Source organism: Pantoea trifolii, assembly GCF_024506435.1.
GTDB classification, from domain to species: Bacteria; Pseudomonadota; Gammaproteobacteria; order Enterobacterales; family Enterobacteriaceae; genus Pantoea; species Pantoea trifolii.
Map to the genome: position 1 here is coordinate 3,952,667 of NZ_JANIET010000001.1, position 22,792 is coordinate 3,975,458.

The window sequence follows — 22,792 nt, forward strand, 5'->3', positions numbered from 1 at the left end:
TAATCAACAGACAAGTGGGCGAGTATAACCGAACTTATGTGAAGTTATTTCAGCCCTTCTTCAGAAATTTCAGGCGCGGCGGGCAGCGGCAATGACAAACGGAACACCGCGCCGCCTTCTGGCCGATTCTCCGCCCAGATACGCCCGCGATGGGATTCGATAATGGTTTTACCGATCGCCAACCCCAATCCGACGCCCGGCACCGCTGACTCTTTATCGCCGCGCGCAAACTTGTCAAAAATACGCGCCAGGTTCTCCGGCGCGATGCCGGGACCGCTGTCCCACACCGCAATCTCCAGCCGATCGCGATCGCGCCACGCCCGAATACCGTGCTGCGCGGCGTTGCCGGCGTATTTCAGGCTGTTTTCGATCAGATTGGTAAACACCCGTTCCAGCATGGCGCTGTCGCCTTTGATCAGCACCATCTCGGGCAATTCGAGCATAAATTCATGGCCCTTCAGCGACGGGCCCATGCTGCTCAGCGCACCGCCAATCACCTCATCCAGCGCTACCCACTCTTCACGCAGATTGAGCCCGCCAGACTGAATGCGCGCCATATCCAGCATGTTACTCACCAGCCGAATGGTGCTTAGCGTCTGTTCGCGAATCTGATTGGCCTGGCCGACGTACTTCGACTCTTCACTGGCGAGATCGAGCATCAGCATCTCCGCCTGACCAAACAGCACCGTCAGCGGCGTACGCAGGTCGTGCGACAGCGCTGACAGCAGCGCATTGCGCAGCTGCTCGCGTTCTGCGGACAGCCGCGACGCCGCCTCACTGTGCGACAGCGCCATGCGTTCCAGCGCGTTGGCAATCAGCACGGTGAAAGTTTCCAGTAAACGCTGCTGCTCGGGAATCATCAGCTGGCGCAGGTTTTCCGGTTCTACTACCAGCAAGCCGCGACAGTGATTGCCGCTTTTCAGCGGCAGAATCTGGTACGGCACCGCAGGCAAGGTATCGGTGCCCGCGCCCGCCGGTTGACCTTTGCTGTAACTCCACTTGGCGATAGCCAGATCCGGCGGCGTGCCAATCGCGGTATCGCCCACGGTTTGCAGCTCGCCCTGCTCATCCGGCAGCAGCAGCAAACTGCGCGCCTGCAAGGTGACATCGATGATGCGCTGGCTGGTGCTGGCGATATCCTGCGGCGTCAGGTCGCTGCCGAGCGCTTTCGCCATCTCATACAGATGCCGCGCGCGCTGTTCTCGATAGCGCGCCACTTTGGCCTGATAGCGCACGCCAGCGGTGAGATTCCCGACAATCACGCCCACTGCCAGCATCACCGCGAAGGTCACCAGATACTGCAAATCTGACACCGCAACGGTGCCGGTCGGCGCGACAAAGAACAGGTCGAAGGCGATGATGTTGATCACCGTGGCGAACACCGACGGCCAGCGGCCATAGCGCAGTGCCACCAGCACTACCGCCAGCAGATAAATCATCACGCTGTTGGCGGGATCAAACTCAACTAACAGCCAGCGCCCAACGCCGGTGACCAAAATACACAGCAGCAGCGCCATCAAGCAGCCGCGCAGATAGAGCCGCCATTTTTCGCTGTTGGCGCGCTGGCCGCTGAGCGGATGCGGTGCATCGCGCACCGGTTCATCCAATGCCACCACCAGCAAATCGAGATCCGGGCCGAGTTCGCCGAGGCGCTGGGCAAAGCTGTCGCGCCGCCAGCGCCGTTGCGGCTGGCGACCGGTTACGATTTTGCCGAGATTATGCTCGCGCGCGTAGCGCAACACCGCGCGCGCTTCATCGGGATCGGAGAGCGTGGCGGTTTCCGCACCAAGTTCCTGCGCCAGCTGCAGCGTGCGCAGGATGGCGCGACGGCGCGCTTCCGGCAGCCGATTGAGGCGCGGCGTTTCGACATACACCGCGTGCCATTCGCTGCCAAGCCGCGCCGCTAAACGTGCGGCGGTGCGCACCAGCTTCTCGCTGCCGGTATCGTCACCGATGCACAGCAGAATGGCGTCACGCGTATGCCACACTTTGTCGCGGCCTTGCTGATCGCGCCAGGCGCGCATCTGGTCATCCACGCGATCGGCGGTGCGGCGCAGCGCCAGCTCGCGCAGCGCGAACAGATTGCCTTTACGGAAGAAGTTTTCGATGGCGCGTTCGGCGCGGTCGCCGACGTAGACTTTGCCCTCTTTCAGCCGCTGACGCAGATCGTCCGGCGGCAGATCCACCAGCACCACTTCGTCGGCACTGTCAAAGAAGGGATCGGGCACGGTTTCGCGCACCTGAATACCGGTGACGCCGCCGACCACATCATTCAGGCTTTCCAGATGCTGGACGTTAACGGTGGTGATGACGTCGATGCCCGCTTCGAGCAGCTCTTCAATGTCCTGCCAGCGCTTGGGATGGCGCGAACCCTGCACGTTGGTGTGCGCCAGTTCATCCATCAGGATCACCGCCGGATGACGCGCTAATGCCGCATCGAGGTCGAATTCGGCGTGGCGTGAACGCCCGGTGGCACGACGGGGCAACAGCGCCAGCCCGTTGAGCAGCGCGGCGGTCTCTGCGCGATCGTGGGTTTCCACCACGCCCGCAAGCACGTCGAGACCTTGTGCGCGCAGGCGCTGCGCCTCCTGCAGCATGGCGAAGGTTTTTCCCACGCCCGCGCAGGCGCCGAAGTAGATTTTCAGCTTACCGCGATGGCTGTCGCTGTGGTTCAGCAATAGCGCATCGGGATCGGGGCGGGGCAGTTCATCATGTAGGTCGTTCAAAGAATCCGTCCGATTAATCGAGGTTCCGTGCGGCCATGAAAACGGTCGCCATCAATGGCGACCCTACGGGTTTATTGCAAATCATCCAGCGCCAGATTGAGGCGCAGCACGTTAACTGTCTCTTCGCCGACAAACGGCAGCAGCGGGCGCTCGGTGTGGCGCACAATCAGCGCCTCAACATCTTTCAGCGCCATGTTGCGTGCGGCGGCAATACGCGGTGCCTGCCACAACGCGGCTTCCGGCGAAATGTCCGGGTCTAATCCGCTCGCCGATGCCGTCACTAACTCCACCGGCACCGCTTTGGGTGCTTGCGGATTCGCCGCACGCAGCGCAGCGACGCGTTCTGCCACCGCTCTGTCCAGTGCCGGATTGCTGCCTGCCAGATTGCTGCCGCTCGAGGCCAGCGCATTATAAGGCGCATCACCGGTTGCGGAAGGTCGGCCCCAAAAGTGGCCCGGCTGATTAAATGCCTGGCCGATCTGCTCGGAACCGCGTACCGCGCCATCCTGCTCAATCAGCGAACCGTTGGCCTGTGATGGGAACCACCATTGCGCCAGACCGGTAGTGAGCAGCGGATAGACCGCACCAGTGAGCAGCGTAAGCACTAATAACAATACAATAGCTGGACGTAACTGACTCATTTCTCTTCTCCTTAAGCCAGACCAAGCAGCGTCAGCAGCAGGTCGATGGCTTTAATACCTATAAACGGCACCACCAATCCGCCCGCACCGTAAATCCACAGGTTGCGACGCAGCAGCGCCGCCGCGCTCAGCGGGCGATAACTCACGCCTTTCAGCGCCAGCGGAATCAGGAACACAATCACCAGCGCGTTAAAAATCACCGCAGACAGAATTGCCGAATTCGGCGAATGCAGCCCCATCACATTCAGCATATTGAGCTGCGGATAGGTGGCGGCAAACGCGGCCGGAATAATGGCGAAATATTTCGCCACGTCGTTGGCGATACTGAAGGTGGTCAGCGAACCGCGCGTCATCAGCATCTGTTTACCGATGTGCACCACTTCCAACAGCTTGGTCGGATTCGAGTCGAGATCGACCATGTTGCCGGCCTCTTTCGCCGCCTGAGTACCTGAGTTCATCGCCACCGCCACGTCGGCCTGCGCCAGCGCCGGTGCGTCGTTGGTGCCGTCGCCGGTCATCGCCACTAAACGCCCTTCGGCCTGATACTGGCGAATCAGCGCCAGCTTGGCTTCCGGCGTCGCTTCCGACAGGAAATCATCGACGCCCGCTTCCGCCGCAATCGCCGCCGCCGTTAACGGGTTATCGCCGGTGATCATTACCGTTTTAATGCCCATCTTACGCAGCTCGGCAAAGCGCTCTTTGATGCCGCCTTTAACGATATCTTTCAGCGCCACCACGCCCAGCACCTGCGCGCCTTCCGAGACCACCAGCGGCGTGCCGCCCGCGCGCGCCACCTCTTCCACTGCGGCATTCACTTCCAGCGGGAAACGGCCATGATTGGCTTCGATGTGGCGACGAACCGCATCGACCGCACCTTTGCGGATCAGACGATCCTGCACGTTGACGCCGCTCATACGCGTTTGCGCCGAGAACGGAATAAAGCTCGCGCCCATGCTGCTGAGATCGCGCTCGCGCAGGTTAAATTTCTGCTTCGCCAGCACCACGATGCTGCGCCCTTCTGGCGTTTCATCGGCCAGCGACGCCAATTGCGCCGCATCAGCCAGTTGCTGTTCGCTGACGCCCGGCGCAGGCAGGAACTGCGTCGCCTGACGGTTACCGAGCGTGATGGTGCCGGTTTTATCCAGCATCAGCACATCGACGTCGCCTGCCGCTTCCACCGCACGGCCGCTGGTGGCAATCACGTTCGCGCCCAACATGCGGCTCATGCCCGCCACACCGATGGCCGACAGCAGGCCGCCGATGGTGGTAGGAATCAGACACACCAGCAGCGCCACCAGCACCGTGATGCTGACTGGCGTGCCGCCATACGCCGAGAATGGCCACAGCGTGGCGGTCGCCAACAGGAACACTATCGTCAGCGACACCAGCAGAATAGTCAGTGCCACTTCGTTCGGCGTTTTACGGCGTTTTGCGCCTTCCACCATCGCAATCATGCGATCGAGGAAGGTTTCACCCGGATTGACGCTGCACTGAATCACCAGCCAGTCGGACAGAATGCGCGTACCGCCGGTCACGGAGGAGAAGTCACCGCCCGATTCACGAATCACCGGCGCGGATTCACCGGTAATGGCGCTCTCATCCACCGACGCGCCGCCTTCCAGCACTTCGCCGTCGCATGGAATGATGTCACCGGCTTCCACCAGCACCACATCGCCTTTGCGCAGCGTATCGGCCGCCACGCTTTGCCACGCTGCGCCATAACGCGCTTCGGCCAGTTTTTTTGCATCGCTGGTTTTGCTGATGCCTTTCAGGCTGTTGGCCTGCGCCTTGCTGCGCCCTTCCGCCAGCGCTTCGGCGAAGTTGGCGAACAGCACGGTGAACCACAGCCAGATGGCGACGCCGGCGGTAAAGCCCGCGTTGCCGCTGAGCGTGCCGCTGGCCATGCCCACCGCCAATACCGAGGTCAGCACGCTGCCAATCCACACCAAAAACATCACCGGGTTGCGGAACTGCACGCGCGGATCGAGTTTTTTCAGCGCATCCAGCATGGCAACGCGGGTGAGCGCCGCATCAAACAGCGCCAGTTGTTGACGACTCATGATTCCGTTATCCCTGAATAAGTTGCAGATGTTCCGCGACCGGGCCTAATGCCAGCGCGGGGATGAACGTCAATGCGCCCACCAGCAAGACGGTGCCAATCAGCAGCGCGATAAATAGCGGGCCGTGGGTTGGCAGCGTACCGTTGCCCACCGGCTGAATTTTCTTCGCTGCCAGCGAACCGGCAATCGCCAGCACCGGAATGATGATGCCGAAGCGGCCCACCAACATGCAGAAGCCGAGCAGCAGGTTCCAGAACGGCGTGTTGGCGCTCAATCCGGCAAAGGCGCTGCCGTTGTTGTTAGAGGCCGATGACACTGCATACAGTACTTCGCTGAAGCCATGAATGCCGGGATTGGCCATCCCGGCGCGACCGGCATCGGTCATCATCGCCAGCGCGCTGCCAAGCAGCACCAGCGTTGGCGTCACCAGAATCGCCAGCGCGGTCATCTTCATCTCCCACACGTCGATTTTTTTACCCATGTATTCTGGCGTGCGACCGATCATCAACCCGGCGATAAACACGCCGAGCAGCACGAACAGCAGCATGCCGTACAGGCCAGCACCGACGCCGCCAAACACCACTTCACCCAACTGCATCAACCACATCGGCACCATGCCGCCGAGCGCGGTGAAAGAGTCATGCATGGCGTTGACCGCACCACACGACGCCGCCGTGGTGATCACCGCAAACAAGCTGGAGTTGAGAATGCCGAAGCGCGTCTCCTTGCCTTCCATGTTGATGGCGCTGTCCGCGCCGAGCGCGAGGAAGTGCGGATTGCCACGCAGTTCGGCCCACATCACGGTGATCACCGCCAGCACGAACATGATGGTCATCGCCCACAGCAGCATGTGGCCCTGACGACGATCGCCCAGATGCTGGCCAAAGGTGAAACAGAGCGCAGCCGGAATCAGGAAGATGCTCAGCATCTGCACGAAGTTGGTCAGCGCCGTCGGGTTTTCGAACGGATGCGCCGAGTTGACGTTGAAGAAACCGCCGCCGTTGGTGCCGAGCATTTTGATCGCTTCCTGCGACGCCACCGGACCGAGTGGCAGCGTCTGCTGCGCGCCTTCCAGCGTGGTGAGCGCATGGTAAGGTTCGAAGGTTTGAATGCTGCCCTGGCTGACGAAGAACAGCGCCATCAGCAGGCTGATTGGCAGCAGCACGTAAACGGTAATGCGCGTGAGATCGCGCCACGCGTTGCCGAGCGTCGCCAACGAACGGTTGGCAAAACCACGAATCAGCGCAAACGCCACGGCGATACCGGTCGCCGCCGACAGGAAGTTCTGCACCGTGAGGCCCGCCATCTGACTGAAATAGCTCAGCGTGCTTTCCCCGGCGTAGGATTGCCAGTTGGTGTTGGTGACGAAGCTGATGGCGGTATTGAGCGCCAGATCCCAGCTCAGATTAGGCAGATGCTGCGGGTTCAGCGGCAGCGCGGCCTGCGTCATCAACATCAGCAGCAGCAAGGCAAAACCCAGCGCGTTAAACAGCAGAATCGCCAGCAAATAGTGCGGCCAGCGCATGGCGTCGCCGTCGGCACCGGCCAGTCGCCACAGCGCGCGTTCGGTACGCGGCAGCAGCGGCTTGTCAGCCACAAACAGGGCGAGATAACGTCCCAGCGGTTGTGCCAGCACCATCAGTACCAGCAGGAATACCGCAATTAGCATGAATGCATTCGCAGCCATCAGAATGCCTCCGCATTAAGCAGGGCATAAATCAGGTAGCCCAGAAGAACAAACACCAGCACGATGCCGGCTATCACGCCCACGCTCACAGCAACCTCCAGAGGATTTTGGTAGTGCTGCAAGCATGCGCGGCGCGGCATAAAGAAGAGGTAAAAAGGCGGGAGGCGGGCGTAAATAAAGTATAAAAATGGTGAAGAATTAAGCGCTTTCTAACGCCCAGATGCGGTTCAGATCGATGTTCTGCCACAAGCCGCTGTCTTCCGCGCCGGTGATGCTGTCGGTGCAGAAGCTGTCGCCAAGATCGAGCTCTTCCGGTTTTACTTCGCGCTGCGCGTGCAGCGACCAGAACACATGCACTTTGGGCTTGAGCAACGATTTTTCGCCCGCCTGCACCACTAGCGCCACGCGCCCGGAAGCCAGTCGCACCAGCGATCCCACCGGATAGATGCCGATGGTGCGCACGAAGGCGTGCAGCAGCGAGTTATCGAAGTGGCCACGCCAGCTCAACATGTTGTGCATCGCTTCGGCAGGCGTCCAGCCTTTACGATAAGGACGATTCGAGGTGACGGCATCGTAGACGTCGCACACCGATGCCATGCGCGCATACAGTGAGATCTCCTCGCCTTTCAGACCGTGCGGATAACCGTTGCCGTCGTATTTTTCATGGTGATGCAGCGCGATATCCAGCAGATCTTCACCGGCGTTAGCTTCCATTAACATCTGCGCACCGACAATCGGGTGCTGGCGCATCACGGTAAACTCTTCATCGCTGAGCTTGCCGGGCTTGTTGAGAATCTCCAGCGGCACCGCCGCTTTACCCACATCGTGCAGCAAACCGCCCATACCAACGCGGCGCAGCTGGTGCTCATCGAGGCCCATTTTTTTGCCGAGCGAGATCATTAAGCCGCACACCGCCATCGAGTGCAGATAGGTGTAATCGTCGTGATTCTTCAGGCGCGCCACACTCAGCAGTGCAGTCGGTTCGCGGGTGATCGAACCGGCTATTTGATCCACCAGATCAAGGGTGTAATCGAGGTCGAGGCCTTGCCCCATACGCGCCTCGTTAAACATCGCCAGCACCTGCGGTTTCCCCTGATTGAAGATGCTTTGCGCCTGATCCATCTCCTGGAAAAACGGGGTTTGAGGAATATCTTTTTTTGGCGCGGGCGCAGCGGGCGCCTGAACCGATTTATCGAGATCGATCCATAACTGCAGGATCCCCTCATTGCGGATCATCGCGATCTGGCGTTTATCAGTGATCAGCATTTGGTTGCGAATGCGCTTATCTTTGACCCACCAAACCTCAAGTTTGTGGATAAACATTCCCTGCCGCAGTTCGTCAACGTTAATCAGCTTTATCACGATATCGCTCCTTAATATCAGTGGGTGGTAAGGAGGTATCGGCAGCTGAGCAAAAAATCTTCAGGAGTGATTTGTGCGATCGGTGAGGTTTGCGAGATGGGTGCGCATTAATGCGCACATTACGTCGTAGGGTCGCCATTCATGGCGACCTGGCTTGAAATCTCCTGCTCCTCGCCAACGCGTTCAATCGGTCCCATCACCAGCAGGAACAGCAAAGCAGCAACCACGCAGTGCGCGCCGACAAACACCAGCCCAATGCTGTAGCTGCCGGTTAAGCCGACGATGATGCCGAACAGCAGCGGCGTGATAAAACCCGCCATATTGCCGATGCCATTGAAGATCGCGCCCGCCAGGCCAACCGCTTCTTTTGGTGCGGTATCGCTGACAATCGTCCAGGTTCCAGCGCCCGCCGCCACGCCTTTGCCAAAGAAGGCGAACGACATAATGGCGATAATGCCGACGTTGCTGGGGATCATCGCCGCCAGAACCAGCGACGCTGCCATCAGCATGCCGACGATGTACGGCGTTTTACGCGCCCAGGATAAACTCCAGCCGTTTGCCAGCAGTTTGTCGGAGATATAGCCGCCGCTGATGCCGCCGAGGAAGCCAAACACCGCCGGTGCGATGGTGGCAAAACCGGCGTCGAGAATGTTCATGCCACGCGCCTGCACCAGATAAATCGGGAACCAGGTGATAAAGAAGTAGCTGAGCGCGATGATGCAATATTGGCCGATGTAGGCGCACCACAGCATGCGATTGCTGAGCAACTTTTTGAACATCGCTTTGCTCAACGGCGGACGCGCTTTTAGCGTTTGCGCCGAATCAATATCGACCAGCGCGCCGCCCTGCTCGATGTAGCGCAGCTCATTTTCCGATACTCGCGGATGATGGCGCGGACTGCGCATAAAGCCCATCCAGACAAACACCGCCAGCACGCCAATGCCGCCCAGTACGAAGAACGGCCATTCCCAGCCGAAACGCGACACCAGCCAGCCGGAGAGCGGCGAGAAGATAGCGACGGCAAAATATTGCGCCGAGGCGAAGAGTGAAGAGGCGCGGCCGCGTTCGGCGCTGGGGAACCACATGATCACCGCACGGGCATTGGCGGGAAAACTCGGGGCTTCAATCAGGCCCAGCGCGAAACGCAGCGCAAACATCAATGTCAGTGCCATGGTCATGCCGCTGGAGAACTCGCCGACAAAGCCCATCAGCAGCGTGGAGATCGACCACAACCCCAGCGTCACGCCATACACTTTTTTTGTGCCGAAGCGATCAAGGAACAGGCCGCCGGGGATCTGGCCGATCACATAGGCCCAGCTAAACGCCGAGAGGATCAGGCCAAGCTGGATCGCCGAAAGTCCAAACTCATCTTTGATCGCCGATCCCGAGATCGACAGGATCGAGCGGTCGGCATACGCCACCACGGAAAGAAACAGGATCAGGCAAAGGATCCAAACGCGTACGTGGCTGTTCTGTGGACGATTATTGGCTTTTAGCATGGGCTGAATTCCTCAAATGAAACACACTGGAATACCGCTTTATTTCCCCTGTGCAGCAACTATAGGAAGCGGTTTCAGGCGTGGACATTGTGCGAATGACGGAATCGACGGTGCTAATGAGCGCCAGATTTAGCAGCTGGCACAAAGCGAGGTGCGGCGCTGCACAGAACCTTAAAGATCCGCGCGCCTTTGCGCCGCAATGTGCGCCAGCTCTAAGAAAATACTTCGCAGCGCAACTATGAGCGCGCAAAGCAAAGACGCACCCGAGAGCAAAGTGTGCGCCTGGCTGCAAAATCCAACCGTGCTGATTGTCAGTTGCGTAGCGGGCTCGTAGGCTGAAAATGATTTCATTGAGCCATTTTTGAACTTGATGAAACATTCATTCTAATAACAAGCTTACTCTGGAGTCTGCGATGAAAACCTTCAAGGCAATTGTGTTGCTCGGCCTGCTCTCGACATCAGCCTCGGCACTGGCGGAAAAAATTGGCGTGTCAATGGCTTACTTCGATCAAAACTTCCTCACCATTATTCGCCAGTCGATTGATAAAGAAGCCAAAGCGCGTGGACTCGATATTCAGTTTGAAGATGCACGCGGTGACGTCGGACGTCAGACCGATCAGGTGCAGAGTTTTATCGGCGCGGGCGTGGATGCGATCATTGTCGATCCGGTCGATTCTGCCAGCACGCCGCAGCTCACCAAGCTCGCGCAGCAGGCAAAAATTCCGCTAGTGTACGTAAACCGCACGCCGGGCGATAAATCGCTGCCGGCCGGCGTGGTGTTTGTCGGCTCCGACGAGCGTGAATCCGGCACCTTGCAGATGGAAGCGCTGGCGAAAATGGCTAACTACAAAGGCAATGTGGCGATCATGATCGGTAACCTGACCGATGCCGGTGCGCTGCAACGCACTAAAGACGTTGAGCAAGTGGTGGCGAAATATCCCGGCATGAAAGTAGTGCAGAAACAGCCCGCCAACTACGCGCGCAATGAAGGCATGGATTTAATGAATAACTGGCTGGGCAACGATGAAGCAATTGATATCGTTGCGGCCAACAACGATGAGATGGCGATTGGCGCGGCGATGGCTCTGGCCAAGGGCAATAAAAAGGTGCTGGTTGGCGGCATCGATGCTACGCCAGATGGCCTGAAAGCGCTGGCGCAGGACAAAATTCAGGTCACGGTGTTCCAGGATGCGGTCGGCCAGGGCAAAACGTCGGTGGATGTGGCGCAGAAGCTGATTAAAGGCGAGAAAGTCGATTCACACGTGTGGATCCCGTTCGAGCTGGTAACCAAAGAGAATATGCAGAAGTACGTTGATAAATCACAATAATTACCGCCAATTGTAGGGTCGCCATTTATGGCGACCGTAACGCAGGTTTAGTGCGGTTATCGACAAGGTCGCCATGAATGGCGACCTTACGGTTAACGTAATATCGCCATCTGCACGATATCGTGATACTCGCCGTCGCGCAGGCAGGCTTTGCGTTTCACGCCTTCGCGCTCGAAGCCCAGCTTCTGATACAGGCGCAGCGCGCGTTCGTTATCGTGAAACACTTCCAGCTCGATGCGCATAATGCCGAGCCAGTTAAAGGCGTAATCCATCGCGTTGCGGATCAGCTTTTCACCAATGCCGCGCCCGCCAAACGCTGGATCGACGCTGATACCAAAACTGATGCTGTGACGCGTGCGCGGACGCTGCTCGACAAACAGCGTCAGCTCGCCGACCATCGCGCCATCGATCTCCGCAACAAAGCCGATGTATCCCAGCTCATCCATCTTTTCGAATTTTTTCTGCCAGGTCGCTATGCTCGGACACGGCAACTGCGTGGTCCAGCGATAAACGTCAGGATGGCTGTATAGGCATTGGTAAGCGGCGGCATCGCCCGGCTCACGACCGCGAATGTGTAAATCCATGTCGGTAATCCCTTTTCACATGCACTAAGCTGTTAACTCTCACCATTTCGGGAAGAGTGATTCTATGTTGTATCGCCGTTTTGAACGTTTTATCAATATTTTCCAGGATGCGCCAACCGATTCCCCACCCGCCAGCGTCTGGCCGTTCTACTTCTACTATCTGCGTCAGGTGTGGCCGAGCTTTGTCGCGCTGCTGATTGTCGGGCTGGCGCAGGCGCTGATCGAAGTGGCGCTGTTCAGCTATCTCAGCCGCATCATTGACCTGGTTAATCACTCGACGCCCGCTTCGCTGTTCAGCGATAACTGGCAAATATTGCTGTGGATGGGTTTTGTCGCGCTGATTCTGCGGCCGGTGGTGATTGCTGCGCACGATATGCTGGTACATCAAAGTATTAACCCGAGCATGACCAGCATGATCCGCTGGCAGCATCACAACTACGTGCTGCGCCAGAGCCTGAACTTCTTCCAGAACGATTTTGCCGGGCGCATTGCCCAGCGCATCATGCAAACCGGTAACTCACTGCGTGATTCGGCAGTACAGCTGGTGGACGCCATCTGGCACGTGGTGATTTATGCGGTGACCTCGCTGGTGCTGTTTGCCGAAGCGGACTGGCGCCTGATGATTCCGCTGGTGATCTGGATTGTGGCGTACAGCGTGTCGCTGAGCTTCTTCGTGCCGCGCGTTAAACAGCGTTCGGTGGTGTCATCGGAAGCGCGCTCAAAATTAATGGGCACCATCGTCGATGGCTACACCAACATCGCCACCATCAAACTGTTCTCGCACAACGATCTGGAGAAGCGTTACGCGCGTGAGGCGATTCAGGAGCAAACCGACAAAACCCAGCACGCCAGCCGCATGGTCACCACCATGGATATCACGCTCTCGACGCTCAATGGCTTGCTGATTGTCAGCACCTCCGGCCTGGCGCTGTGGTTGTGGAGCCAGTCGCTGATCAGCGTTGGCGCGATTGCGCTGGCGACCGGTTTGGTAATCCGTCTGGTGAACATGTCCGGCTGGATCATGTGGGTGGTGAACGGCATCTTCGAGAACATCGGCATGGTGCAGGATGGCCTGAACACCATCGCGCAGCCGCTGAGCGTGCAGGATCAGCCGAATGCGAAAAACATGCAGGTGACGCGCGGTCAGATTCGTTTTGAGGATGTGCGCTTTGATTATGGCGGCAGTCGTCAGGTGATTAATCGCCTCAACCTCAATATCAAACCGGGCGAGAAAATCGGGTTGATTGGGCCGTCCGGCGCCGGTAAATCCACCCTGGTGAATCTGCTGCTGCGGCTGTATGACATCAACAGCGGTCGCATTGTGATTGACGATCAAAACATCGCCGAAGTGACGCAAGAGAGCCTACGCGGACAAATCGGCATGATCACCCAGGACACGTCGTTGCTGCACCGTTCGATTCGCGAAAACTTGCTGTATGGTCGTCCGGACGCGACGGAAGAGGAGCTGCAGGCGGCGATTATCCGCGCACGCGCCGACGAGTTCATTCCGCTGCTCTCCGATCCGCAAGGCCGCACCGGCCTGGATGCGCACGTGGGCGAGCGCGGCGTGAAGCTGTCGGGCGGCCAACGTCAGCGTATTGCCATCGCGCGCGTGCTGCTGAAAGACGCGCCGATTCTGATCATGGACGAAGCCACTTCCGCGCTGGATTCCGAGGTGGAAGCGGCGATTCAGGAGAGCCTGGAAACGCTGATGCAGGGCAAAACGGTGATTGCTATCGCCCACCGTCTTTCCACTATCGCCAAAATGGATCGTCTGGTGGTGCTGGAGCAAGGTGAGATTGTCGAGATGGGCAACCACCGCGAGCTGCTGGCGCACGGCGGACTTTACGCGCGCCTGTGGCAGCATCAGACCGGCGGTTTTGTCGGCGCGGATTAATCACCACGCCGATACGGTAAGGCGTCGCGCGCTTCAATTGCCCAGCCGCGCACGCCTTCCCGTTCCTGCAGCAGAAAATCCCCCACCGCATCGCGCAAACCGGGATGACACAGATAGTGCCACGAGTGCGTGATATGCGGTTCAAAGCCGCGCACCAGCTTATGCTCGCCCTGCGCGCCCGCATCAAAACGCTGCAAACCTTCCGCGATGGCGAAGTCCATGCCCTGATAGAAGCAGGTTTCGAAATGCAGCCGATCAAACTCCGCCAGACAGCCCCAATAGCGGCCGTACAGCGTGTTGCCGTCCATTAAGCAGAATGCCATCGCTGCCGGTTGCCCTTGTAGCGAGGAAATCACCACGCGAATCGAACGCGGCATGCGCTCCGCCAGCAGGCTAAAGAAGTGGCGCGTCAAATACGGTCGCTGGCCGCGCACCGCATAGGTGTTGGCGTAGCAGGTGTAGACGAAATCCCACTGATCTTCGCGCAGCTCATCGCCGCGATACCAGCTGAATTCAAAGCCGCTGCTCATCACCTGCTCACGCTCTTTGCGCAGCTGTTTGCGCTTGCGCGACATCAGCGTGTCGAGGAAATCCTTAAAATCGCGGTAGCCTTTGTTATGCCAGTGATACTGCAAGCCGAGGCGTTCCAGCCAGTCTGGCTGCTGCTGCATGATGTGGTTGGCGAACGGCGTGGTGAAGTTGATGTGCGCGCCGCTCAGACCGTGTTGATAGAGGTTATCCGGCAGCACGCTGAGCAGTTTCAGCACCGCTTCTTCATCGCCCAGCAGGCGTGCGCCAGTCACCGGACTGAACGGAATCGCGCCCAGCCATTTCGGATAGTAAGGAATACCGGCGCGCTGACAGGCATCCGCCCACGCATGGTCGAACACATATTCACCGCGCGAATGGCGTTTGCGATAGCCCGGCAGCGCCGCACGCAGCGTGCCGTTTTCGCGCCACAGCAGGTGATCCGTCTGCCAGCCGTTTTCGGGCCGCACGCTGCCGCTCTCTTCGAGAGAAAGAAGAAAGGCATGGCGCAAAAACGGTTGATCGTCAGGTAACAGCGCATCCCATTCGACGGCGGAGATCTCCGCCAGCGATGACAGATGTAGCAAAGACATTCACGGCTCCCGGCCAGATGAAAGCAGGCGCCTAGTTCAACAGGTTTTCCCGCGTGGGAAAAGGTGCAGCGCACTGAATGTGTAATCAGCAGATTTGACCCGATGCGCATTAATGCGCAACCTACGACGTAGGGTCGCCATTCATGGCGACCGATTAACATAAAACGCTGAACTAACAGGAAACGCCATGGATCGACTCGATTGTGACCGCATGTTTGTCGCCGTGCTGGAAGTCGGCAGCTTTGCCGGTGCGGCCGAGCGCCTTGGCACCAGCAGCGGCCAGGCGTCGAAGCTGGTCTCCCGGCTGGAGCAGGAACTTGGCGTCCAGCTGTTTAAACGCAGCACGCGTGCGCTCTCGCCCACCGAAGTCGGTCGCGCCTATTACGAGCGGGTAAAAACGCTGCTGGAAGCCTTTGATACGCTGGATGCCACCGTGCGCGACAGCGCCACCACGCCGACCGGCCGCCTGAAAATCAGCGCGCCCGGCACCTTTGGTACGGCGGTGTTAGCCAGCGTGCTGGTGGAGTTCGCGCGCCATTATCCGCAGATCGAACTCGACGTGAACTTCTCCGATCGTGCAGTCAACATCGTAGATGAAGGCTTCGATATGGCCATCCGCATCGGCAAACTCGACGACAGTAGCCTGATTGCGCGCCGCCTCGGCGATGTGCCAATCCGCGTGGCGGCCTCCTCCAGTTATCTGCTGCAACACGGCACGCCGCAGCACTGGCGCGATTTGGCGGCACATCAGTGCATCAGCGATACCAACTTTCGCGATCCCTGGCACTGGCCGTTTGTCACGCCGTGCGGCGACAGCGTTAGCATGCCGATTCGTGGTCGTCTCTGTTTCTCAAACACCGAAGCCTGTTTGCAGGCGGCGATTGCCGGATTGGGCATTGCGCGGCTGCCGGGTTTTATTGCCGCGCCCGCTTTGCAGCGCGGTGAAATCGTCTCGATATTAGAGGCGTTCGCCACACCGCCGCTCGGCTTGTTCGCGCTCTATCCGCCGGCGCGTCATCTGGCGCAGAAAACCCGGCTGCTGATCGATTTCCTCGCCGCCCATTTCCGGCACCATCCGCCCGGCTGATTCCTTCCAATTTGGAAGCAATGAAAGCCATTTTTCCCGGATTATCACCCAACCAGCAGCGCTGTATGCTCACTCCATCAACACTGAGGAGAGAAGGCGATGCTGGTAAACGGTAAGTGGAGTGCAGAGTGGCATCCGGTGCAAGCCACCGATAAACAAGGCGGATTTGTGCGCCAGACATCCAGTTTTCGTCACTGGATCACCGCAGATGGTTCCAGCGAATTTGCTGCCGAGCCGGATCGCTATCACCTCTATGTGGCACTGATTTGTCCGTGGGCTTCGCGCACGCTGCTGGCACGCACTCTGAAAGGGCTGGAGAAAGTGATCAGCGTGTCGGTGGTGGAACCGCAGCTTGGCGCGCAAGGCTGGCGCTTCGGTGATTATCCCGGTGCGGATCGCGACTGGCTGAATAAAGCCGAATACATCCACGAGCTTTATACCCGCGCCGATGCCGATTTCACCGGCCGCGCCACTGTGCCGGTGCTGTGGGACAAAAAGACGCAAACCATCGTCAATAACGAGTCGGCCGATATCCTGCGCATGCTGAACAGCGGCTTTGGCGCGCTGGCGGACGATCGTATTGATCTTTATCCCGAGGATCTGCGCGCAGAGATCGACACGCTGAACGAATCGATCTATCCACGCCTGAATAACGGCGTGTATCGCACCGGCTTCGCCACCACGCAGATCAGCTATCAGCAGGCGTTTAACGATGTGTTCAGCCAGCTGGATGAGCTGGAGCTGCGTTTGCAGGATGGCCGCACCTTCCTGCTCGGCGAGCGCTTAACCGAAGCGGATATTCGCCTGTTCGTCACGCTGGTGCGCTTTGACGCCGCCTATCACGGCCTGTTTAAATGCAACCTGCGCCGCCTGCGCGACTATCCGCTGCTCGATCGTTATCTCAAGAGTATGCTGTCGGTTTCTGGCGTGCGTCAGACGGTGAATATCGACCATATTAAGCAGGGCTATTATTCGATTAAAGCGCTGAATCCCAACGGCATTGTGCCGGTTGGCCCGGATATGGCGGCCTACGGTTTTTAAGGAGCAGTGCGATGGCAAAAGCGTTAGTGATTTTTTTACATGGCGTCGGCAGCAACGGCGACGACCTCGCGGTGCTCGGCGAACATTGGGCGCGCCTGCTGCCAGATGTGGCGTTTGCCTCGCCGAATGCGCCCTATCCCTTTGAACATGCGATGGGATATCAGTGGTTTAGTTTGACCGGCATCACACCCGAAAACCGTCCGGCGCGGGTGCGTGAAGCGCGCGCTGCCTTTGATGACACACTGCAACAGTTGATGGCGCAACACGGCATGGCGGATGCGTGGGACAAAGTGATTCTGGTGGGCTTTTCGCAGGGTTCGATAATGGCGCTGGATGCGCTGGCGTCGGGCCGTTATCCGCTGGCGGGCGTGGTGGCATTTTCCGGTCGTCTGGCGTTTGATGGCGCGTTAACACCGCAGCCGTATACGCCCGCGCTGCTGATTCACGGCAAAGCCGATGATGTGATTCCGTTTAGCGAAAGCGCATCGGCGGAGCAGCGTTTGCAACAGGCTGGCGTGACGGTGGAAGCGCGCTATGAAGCGGCCACCGGCCACACCATTTCATCGCAGGGTGCGATGGATGCCGCCGGTTTTATTGCGCAATGTTTGCAGGATTAAGGCCAGTAGCGATTTAACGCCTGCCACGCCTTGTGCGCAGCCACCTCTGCTGGCTGCGCTTTCAACTTATCGTTAAACACTTCAATGCCGACCGGCCCGCTGTAACCGGCACTTTTCAGCTTATCGACAAAGCGTTCCACTTCGATGATGCCATCGCCCGGCAACAGGCGCTGATGACGCGCGTACTCACTGAGCGGCTGCTTATCCTGCGGCGGCATGTCGGCCATGTCACACAGTTGCACTTCGTAGATACGATCGGCAGGAATGCCGTCCAGCTGCGATGCGTCGCCGCCTAACGCGCAGATGTGGAACAGATCGACCACCAAACCGATATTCGGCTGGTCCAGCCGTTGCAGCCGTTCCCACGCCAGCGGCAGCGTGTTATCCACGCTGCACCACGCCATCGGCTCATACATGATACGCATGTTGTAGCGCGCGGCTTCCGACGCCATCCAACGCAAATCTTCGTCAATGCGCGCCGCCACGCAATCTTCACGCGTGCTGGCGGGTGCCTGAATGGTGTCGCAGCCAATAGTTTGGGCAATTTGAATGAACTGACGCAGCTCTTCGCGTTTTTGCTGGCGCTCACGATCCGGCGCACCGGTGAAATCGCGCAGCACCTGAACATTGGTGAAGCCAAGCTGTAACTGCTTTGCTAACTGTGGCGTACTGGCTTGCACATCGTCGCGCCAGATCTCAACCTGCTCGAAACCGGCGGCGCGTGCGGCACGCAGCTTCTCCTCAGGTTCACCGTTTAACAACACCAGGTTAAGGAATTTGGGGTTATGACGCATGACACAGCTCCTTAATCGTCCGGATAATCGGTGACACATTCTGTGCGTCACGCGCACAGAATGGCGATCAGTATCTACCTCTGAGGAGTTATTTCAAGCCTGAAGGTTATCCCAGCAGGTTTACCACGGCAAAACCGGCGAAGGTCATCAGCAAGGAACCGATGACATGCACCATCACGCTCGACATCGCCCACAGGTATTTGCCGGTTTGCAGCAGCCCGACAATTTCTGCTGAAAAGGTCGAGAACGTGGTTAAGCCGCCGCATAAACCGGTGACAATCAGCAGTTTCCAGAAGGGATCGATATGCGGGTTACGCACGAAGAAAGCCAGCGCCGCACCGATAATAAAACCGCCCACCAGATTCACCATCAAGGTGCCCGGCGGCAGATTGGGAAACAGCGCATTAAAACGTAATGAGATCAACCAACGCAGCGAACAGCCAACCGCACCGCCCAGTACCACCGCCAGTAACGACTTCAACATAGTTTGGAGCTCCTGAAATGAATTACGCGCAGGGCCGCGGCAGGACAGAATAACGCCTGACACACCGCCGTCTCCCGCGCAGGGATACGAGTGTTGTCAGGCGTCATCAGCCGTCTGTGACCAGAACGGCGGTTGGGGAAGGTGGCACGCCATCACCTTAGGCGGGAGATAATACGCTGGGTTGGCAATGCAGACAATATGCGACAAAGCGGTCGTAGGGTCGCCATTCATGGCGACCGAACATCCCGGAGAATTACCGCTCGAAATGAATCACGCCTTTAATCAGTTCCCGGTTATTAATCACATCCGCTTCAAAGCGCTCCGCCAGCGTTGAAAAATCATAATGACGATTCAGCATCATGTCGGCACGAAGCTGCCCGTTCGCCATCAGTTCACCGACTTTAGCGAAATCTTCTAGCGTGGCGTTGCGGCTGCCCAATAGCGTGGTCTCTTTTTTGTGGAACTCGATATCCGGGATCACCAGATCGCCTTTATGCAGGCCGACAAACACGATGGTGCCGCCGTGACGAATCAGTTTCACCGCGCCGTTCATCGCAGCTGGGCTGCCGGTGGCATCGATCACTTTGGCGGCCAAACGTCCGCCAAACTCCGCTTTAAGCTGCACGTCAAAATCGGCGTCTAATGGATTCACCGTCGCCAAACCCAGTTTCTGCGCCACGTGCGCACGGCGCTGCTCGCTGGTGTCAGCCACCACCACGTTGGCACCCGCCGCCGCCGCAATTGCGGCCACGCCAAGACCAATCGGGCCTGCGCCCACCACCAAAACCTGCTCATCCGCCGCCACGGCCGCACGGCGCACCGCATGTGCGCTGATGGCGAAGGGTTCAATCAGCGCGGCAGCTTCCGGATCGACATCATCCACCGCCAGCAAATTGCTGCTCGGCACGCTAAGAAATTCGCAGAAACCGCCATCCTGGTGCACACCAATCACCGAGATGTTTTCGCAGCAGTTGGTTTTGCCGCTTAAACAGGCATCGCACTGCTGGCAGGCCACATAGGGAATCAGCGCCACGCGCTGGCCCAGCCTAAAGCCGCTGGCCTGGCTGCCGAGTTCCACCACTTCGCCACACAGCTCATGCCCCAACACGCGTGGATAGCTGAAGAACGGCTGATTGCCAGCCCAGGCGTGGATATCGGTGCCGCAAATCCCGGCGGCAATCGGTTTGATCAGAACATCATGGGCGGCGGGCGTCGGCTTTGCGCGCTGCTGCCACACCATCTGGCGCGGCTCGGCGACCACCAGCGTTTTCATTGTTGTCATGGGCTTCTCCTGTGCTGTTGTCGCAGTTATGGCGAAAATCGCCGATGACAGCGTTTTGCGTTGGGGGAAGTGTGAAGCCAACCGCTTTTTTTGGGCTTTGTATGGTTTTTAATAGATAAAAAACCGGAGACGCGCATGAGCCGCAGCCAGAACCTTCGTCAGAACGTGATTAACCAGATGCTGGACGGCATTACCAAACGGCATATCCGTTCGCCGTTGCCACCGCAGGCGGCGCTGGCCGAAATGTTCAACATCAGCCGCACCACGGTGCGCCACACCTTGCAGCATCTGCATGCGCGCGGCGTGCTGGAAAAGGTGGATGAAACCTACGTTATCGTGCGCGATCCCAGTGATGAAGATGGTTTTAACGCCCTGACGCCGCCGATTGATCAGCAGGCGCTGCAGTTCGAGCAGACCTTTTTCAACCTGATTAATCAGCGTCAACTGATGCCGGGCGATACCTTTAGCGAGCTGCAGTTAGCGCAGCAGGTAAAGGTCAGCCCGATTGTGGTGCGCGAATTCCTGCTGCGTTTTATGCGTTATGACCTGCTGGAGCCAGTGAGACGCGGACAGTGGCGCATGAAGAAGTTCGATCAGAAGTATGCCGAGAACCTGTTTGAGCTGCGCGAAATGCTGGAAACCCACGCGCTGACCCGTTTTCTCAACCTGCCCTCGCAGGATGAGCGCTGGATGCAGGCGCGCGACCTGCTGGATCGCCATCGTTCGATGCGCGACACCATCGCCAGCAATTACCGCCACTTCGCCGCGCTGGATAAAGAGATGCACACGCTGATTCTCTCCGCCGCCAACAATCCGTTTTTTAATCAGTCGCTGGAGATTATTTCAGTGATTTTTCACTCGCATTATCAATGGGATGAAACCGATCTCAAGCAGCGTAATATTGTGGCGCTGGAGGAGCATATGGCGATTCTGACGGCGCTGATTAGCCGCCAGGATGTTGAAGCGTTGTGCGCCCTGCACAATCATCTCGGCACCGCCAAGACATCGATGATCCGGTCTATCCGTCAGTACAATTAAAAACCGATTAAAAACCACAAAGCATTAGCTCCCGCACGAATCTGAAACATCTCCGCAACATCCCGATCTGATTGCTTCTAGTCTCGAAGTCAATCCGTTGGGGCAGCACCGTTTTGCTGCCGCAGGATCCCACACAAACGCATAACGATAAGTACCCAGATCCGGGAGGTCGCAATGGAAAATACTTCGGCTCGTGGCCGCGAAAACGCGCCACAACCGGCTGCAGACGGGCAAGATTTTATCCCGGCACGCAGTGACGTGGTGCGCTCGCCGCGCATCAGAAAGATCCAGATTACCGCCATGTTGCTGCTGCTGTTCGCCGCCATGATCAACTATCTCGATCGCAGTTCGCTGTCGGTCGCCAATATGACCATCCGGGGAGAACTGGGGTTATCTGCGACTGAAATTGGCGTGCTGCTGTCGGCGTTTTCACTGGCGTACGGTTTAGCACAGCTGCCGTGCGGTGCGCTGCTCGATCGCAAAGGGCCGCGCATCATGCTGGCGATTGGCATGTTCTTCTGGTCGCTGTTCCAGGCAGCGGCGGGGTTGGTGCATAACTTCACCCAGTTTATTTTGGTGCGCATCGGGTTAGGTATTGGTGAAGCGCCGATGAACCCGTGCGGCGTCAAGGTGATCAACGACTGGTTCAACATCAAAGATCGCGGCATGCCGATGGGCATGTTTAACGCCGCCTCGATGATTGGTTTATCCATTGCGCCACCGATTCTGGCCGCGATGATGATGGTGATGGGCTGGCGCGGCATGTTTGTCACCATCGGCGTGCTCGGCATGTTCCTCGCCATCGGCTGGTATCTGATGTACCGCGATCGCGATAACAACAAGTTGAGTGGCGAAGAGATTCACTATCTGCAGGCGGGCAGCGTGGCATCGCGCAAAGAGCCGCTGAGTTTTGCCGAGTGGCGCGGCCTGTTTAAGCAGCGCACCATGTGGGGCATGATGATTGGCTTCAGCGGCATCAACTACACCGCATGGCTGTATATCGCGTGGCTGCCGGGTTATCTGCAATCCACCTATAACCTCGACCTGAAAAGTACCGGTTTACTGGCGGCGATTCCGTTCCTGTTCGGCGCGGCGGGCATGTTGCTGAACGGTTATGTGGTCGATGCGCTGGTGCGTCGTGGCCATGATGCGGTGAAAGTACGTAAGGTCTCAATCGTCACTGGCATGCTGTTGTCTGCTGCGTTTACCGCTTTCGTAACGCGTGCCACCGACACCACCAGCGCGGTGACCATGATCGGTATGGCGCTGTTCTGTATCCACTTTGCCGGTACATCGTGCTGGGGTTTGATTCACGCCAACGTCACGGCGCGCATGACCGCCTCGGTTGGCAGCATCCAGAACTTCGCCAGCTTCGTGTTCGCCTCGTTCGCGCCAGTGATCACCGGTTGGGTGCTGGATACCACCAAGTCGTTTAGCCTGGCGTTGATGATTTGCGCCGGTGTGACGGTGGTGGGCGCGCTGGCGTATTTGCTGCTGGTGCGTAAACCAATTACGGATGGGGTTTAATTAAGAGTCGGATGTGG

19 protein-coding genes and 1 riboswitch are annotated in these 22,792 nt (G+C 58.2%); of the genes, 7 read left to right on the top strand and 12 right to left on the bottom strand.

The annotated features are described in order from the left end of the window. Nucleotides 1-44: 44 nt before the first annotated feature. The 7 genes from kdpD to NQH49_RS18450 form a co-directional block, all read right to left on the bottom strand. Complete coding sequence (gene kdpD, locus NQH49_RS18420; protein WP_256697744.1) at nucleotides 45-2,726, bottom strand: two-component system sensor histidine kinase KdpD; 2,682 nt, start codon at nucleotides 2,724-2,726, stop codon at nucleotides 45-47. Between the two features lie 71 nt (nucleotides 2,727-2,797). Then, nucleotides 2,798-3,367: a potassium-transporting ATPase subunit KdpC gene (kdpC, locus tag NQH49_RS18425; protein ID WP_256697745.1), complete on the bottom strand. Its 570-nt coding sequence runs from the start codon at nucleotides 3,365-3,367 to the stop codon at nucleotides 2,798-2,800. A gap of 11 nt (nucleotides 3,368-3,378) precedes the next feature. Next, on the bottom strand, nucleotides 3,379-5,427 hold the full coding sequence (kdpB, locus tag NQH49_RS18430; protein WP_256697746.1) for a potassium-transporting ATPase subunit KdpB: 2,049 nt from the start codon (nucleotides 5,425-5,427) through the stop codon (nucleotides 3,379-3,381). Nucleotides 5,428-5,434: 7 nt separating this feature from the next. Further along, nucleotides 5,435-7,114: a potassium-transporting ATPase subunit KdpA gene (gene kdpA / locus NQH49_RS18435; protein ID WP_256697747.1), complete on the bottom strand. Its 1,680-nt coding sequence runs from the start codon at nucleotides 7,112-7,114 to the stop codon at nucleotides 5,435-5,437. Continuing rightward, on the bottom strand, nucleotides 7,114-7,203 hold the full coding sequence (kdpF, locus tag NQH49_RS23490) for a K(+)-transporting ATPase subunit F (RefSeq protein ID WP_081113208.1): 90 nt from the start codon (nucleotides 7,201-7,203) through the stop codon (nucleotides 7,114-7,116). Before kdpF ends, kdpA begins: the two co-directional genes overlap by 1 nt. A gap of 109 nt (nucleotides 7,204-7,312) precedes the next feature. After that, nucleotides 7,313-8,476 (bottom strand): HD-GYP domain-containing protein, encoded by a 1,164-nt coding sequence (locus NQH49_RS18445; RefSeq protein ID WP_256697749.1) that lies wholly within the window; start codon nucleotides 8,474-8,476, stop codon nucleotides 7,313-7,315. Nucleotides 8,477-8,595: 119 nt separating this feature from the next. Beyond that, entirely contained in the window at nucleotides 8,596-9,975 is a 1,380-nt protein-coding gene (locus tag NQH49_RS18450) for an MFS transporter (protein ID WP_256697750.1), read from the bottom strand. Between the two features lie 413 nt (nucleotides 9,976-10,388). Here NQH49_RS18450 and NQH49_RS18455 point away from each other — a divergent pair, with 413 nt between their 5' ends. After that, nucleotides 10,389-11,303 carry a sugar ABC transporter substrate-binding protein gene (locus NQH49_RS18455; RefSeq protein ID WP_256697751.1) on the top strand — a complete coding sequence of 305 codons (915 nt, stop codon included), beginning with the start codon at nucleotides 10,389-10,391 and terminating at the stop codon, nucleotides 11,301-11,303. Nucleotides 11,304-11,395: 92 nt separating this feature from the next. On the opposite strand, the gene NQH49_RS18460 is transcribed toward NQH49_RS18455, so the two are convergent. Further along, entirely contained in the window at nucleotides 11,396-11,887 is a 492-nt protein-coding gene (locus tag NQH49_RS18460) for a GNAT family N-acetyltransferase (protein WP_256697753.1), read from the bottom strand. 64 nt (nucleotides 11,888-11,951) lie between these two features. Between NQH49_RS18460 and NQH49_RS18465 the strand changes: the two genes are divergently transcribed. Continuing rightward, nucleotides 11,952-13,784 carry an ABC transporter ATP-binding protein gene (locus NQH49_RS18465; RefSeq protein WP_256697755.1) on the top strand — a complete coding sequence of 611 codons (1,833 nt, stop codon included), beginning with the start codon at nucleotides 11,952-11,954 and terminating at the stop codon, nucleotides 13,782-13,784. Here NQH49_RS18465 and NQH49_RS18470 read toward each other — a convergent pair. Next, a complete protein-coding gene (locus tag NQH49_RS18470; RefSeq protein WP_256697758.1) occupies nucleotides 13,781-14,905 on the bottom strand; it encodes a GNAT family N-acetyltransferase in 1,125 nt (374 codons plus the stop codon). The two genes, NQH49_RS18465 and NQH49_RS18470, sit on opposite strands and share 4 nt — an antisense overlap. 187 nt (nucleotides 14,906-15,092) lie before the next feature. Between NQH49_RS18470 and NQH49_RS18475 the strand changes: the two genes are divergently transcribed. From NQH49_RS18475 to NQH49_RS18485, 3 genes are all read left to right on the top strand, one after another. Next, nucleotides 15,093-15,992, top strand: a complete 900-nt coding sequence (locus NQH49_RS18475; protein ID WP_256697759.1) for a LysR family transcriptional regulator — start codon at nucleotides 15,093-15,095, stop codon at nucleotides 15,990-15,992. A gap of 99 nt (nucleotides 15,993-16,091) precedes the next feature. After that, nucleotides 16,092-17,033 (top strand): glutathione S-transferase family protein, encoded by a 942-nt coding sequence (locus NQH49_RS18480; protein ID WP_256697760.1) that lies wholly within the window; start codon nucleotides 16,092-16,094, stop codon nucleotides 17,031-17,033. 11 nt (nucleotides 17,034-17,044) lie between these two features. After that, nucleotides 17,045-17,650 carry an alpha/beta hydrolase gene (locus NQH49_RS18485; protein WP_256697761.1) on the top strand — a complete coding sequence of 202 codons (606 nt, stop codon included), beginning with the start codon at nucleotides 17,045-17,047 and terminating at the stop codon, nucleotides 17,648-17,650. Here the strand turns inward: NQH49_RS18485 and NQH49_RS18490 are convergent. The 3 genes from NQH49_RS18490 to NQH49_RS18500 form a co-directional block, all read right to left on the bottom strand. Continuing rightward, nucleotides 17,647-18,444, bottom strand: coding sequence for a sugar phosphate isomerase/epimerase family protein (locus tag NQH49_RS18490; RefSeq protein WP_256697762.1), 798 nt, complete (start codon nucleotides 18,442-18,444; stop codon nucleotides 17,647-17,649). The two genes, NQH49_RS18485 and NQH49_RS18490, sit on opposite strands and share 4 nt — an antisense overlap. A 106-nt stretch (nucleotides 18,445-18,550) precedes the next feature. Next, a complete protein-coding gene (gene crcB, locus NQH49_RS18495; RefSeq protein WP_039333080.1) occupies nucleotides 18,551-18,928 on the bottom strand; it encodes a fluoride efflux transporter CrcB in 378 nt (125 codons plus the stop codon). A 90-nt stretch (nucleotides 18,929-19,018) separates the two neighbouring features. Beyond that, nucleotides 19,019-19,094, bottom strand: a riboswitch (Fluoride riboswitch). A gap of 87 nt (nucleotides 19,095-19,181) precedes the next feature. Continuing rightward, the gene (locus NQH49_RS18500; protein WP_256697763.1) at nucleotides 19,182-20,210 is read right to left on the bottom strand and encodes a zinc-binding alcohol dehydrogenase family protein; all 1,029 of its coding nucleotides are present in this window, start codon (nucleotides 20,208-20,210) and stop codon (nucleotides 19,182-19,184) included. A gap of 135 nt (nucleotides 20,211-20,345) precedes the next feature. Between NQH49_RS18500 and NQH49_RS18505 the strand changes: the two genes are divergently transcribed. Continuing rightward, nucleotides 20,346-21,248 (top strand): GntR family transcriptional regulator, encoded by a 903-nt coding sequence (locus NQH49_RS18505; RefSeq protein ID WP_256697764.1) that lies wholly within the window; start codon nucleotides 20,346-20,348, stop codon nucleotides 21,246-21,248. A gap of 174 nt (nucleotides 21,249-21,422) precedes the next feature. Further along, nucleotides 21,423-22,775 carry an MFS transporter gene (locus NQH49_RS18510; protein WP_008109477.1) on the top strand — a complete coding sequence of 451 codons (1,353 nt, stop codon included), beginning with the start codon at nucleotides 21,423-21,425 and terminating at the stop codon, nucleotides 22,773-22,775. Nucleotides 22,776-22,792 lie beyond the last annotated feature (17 nt).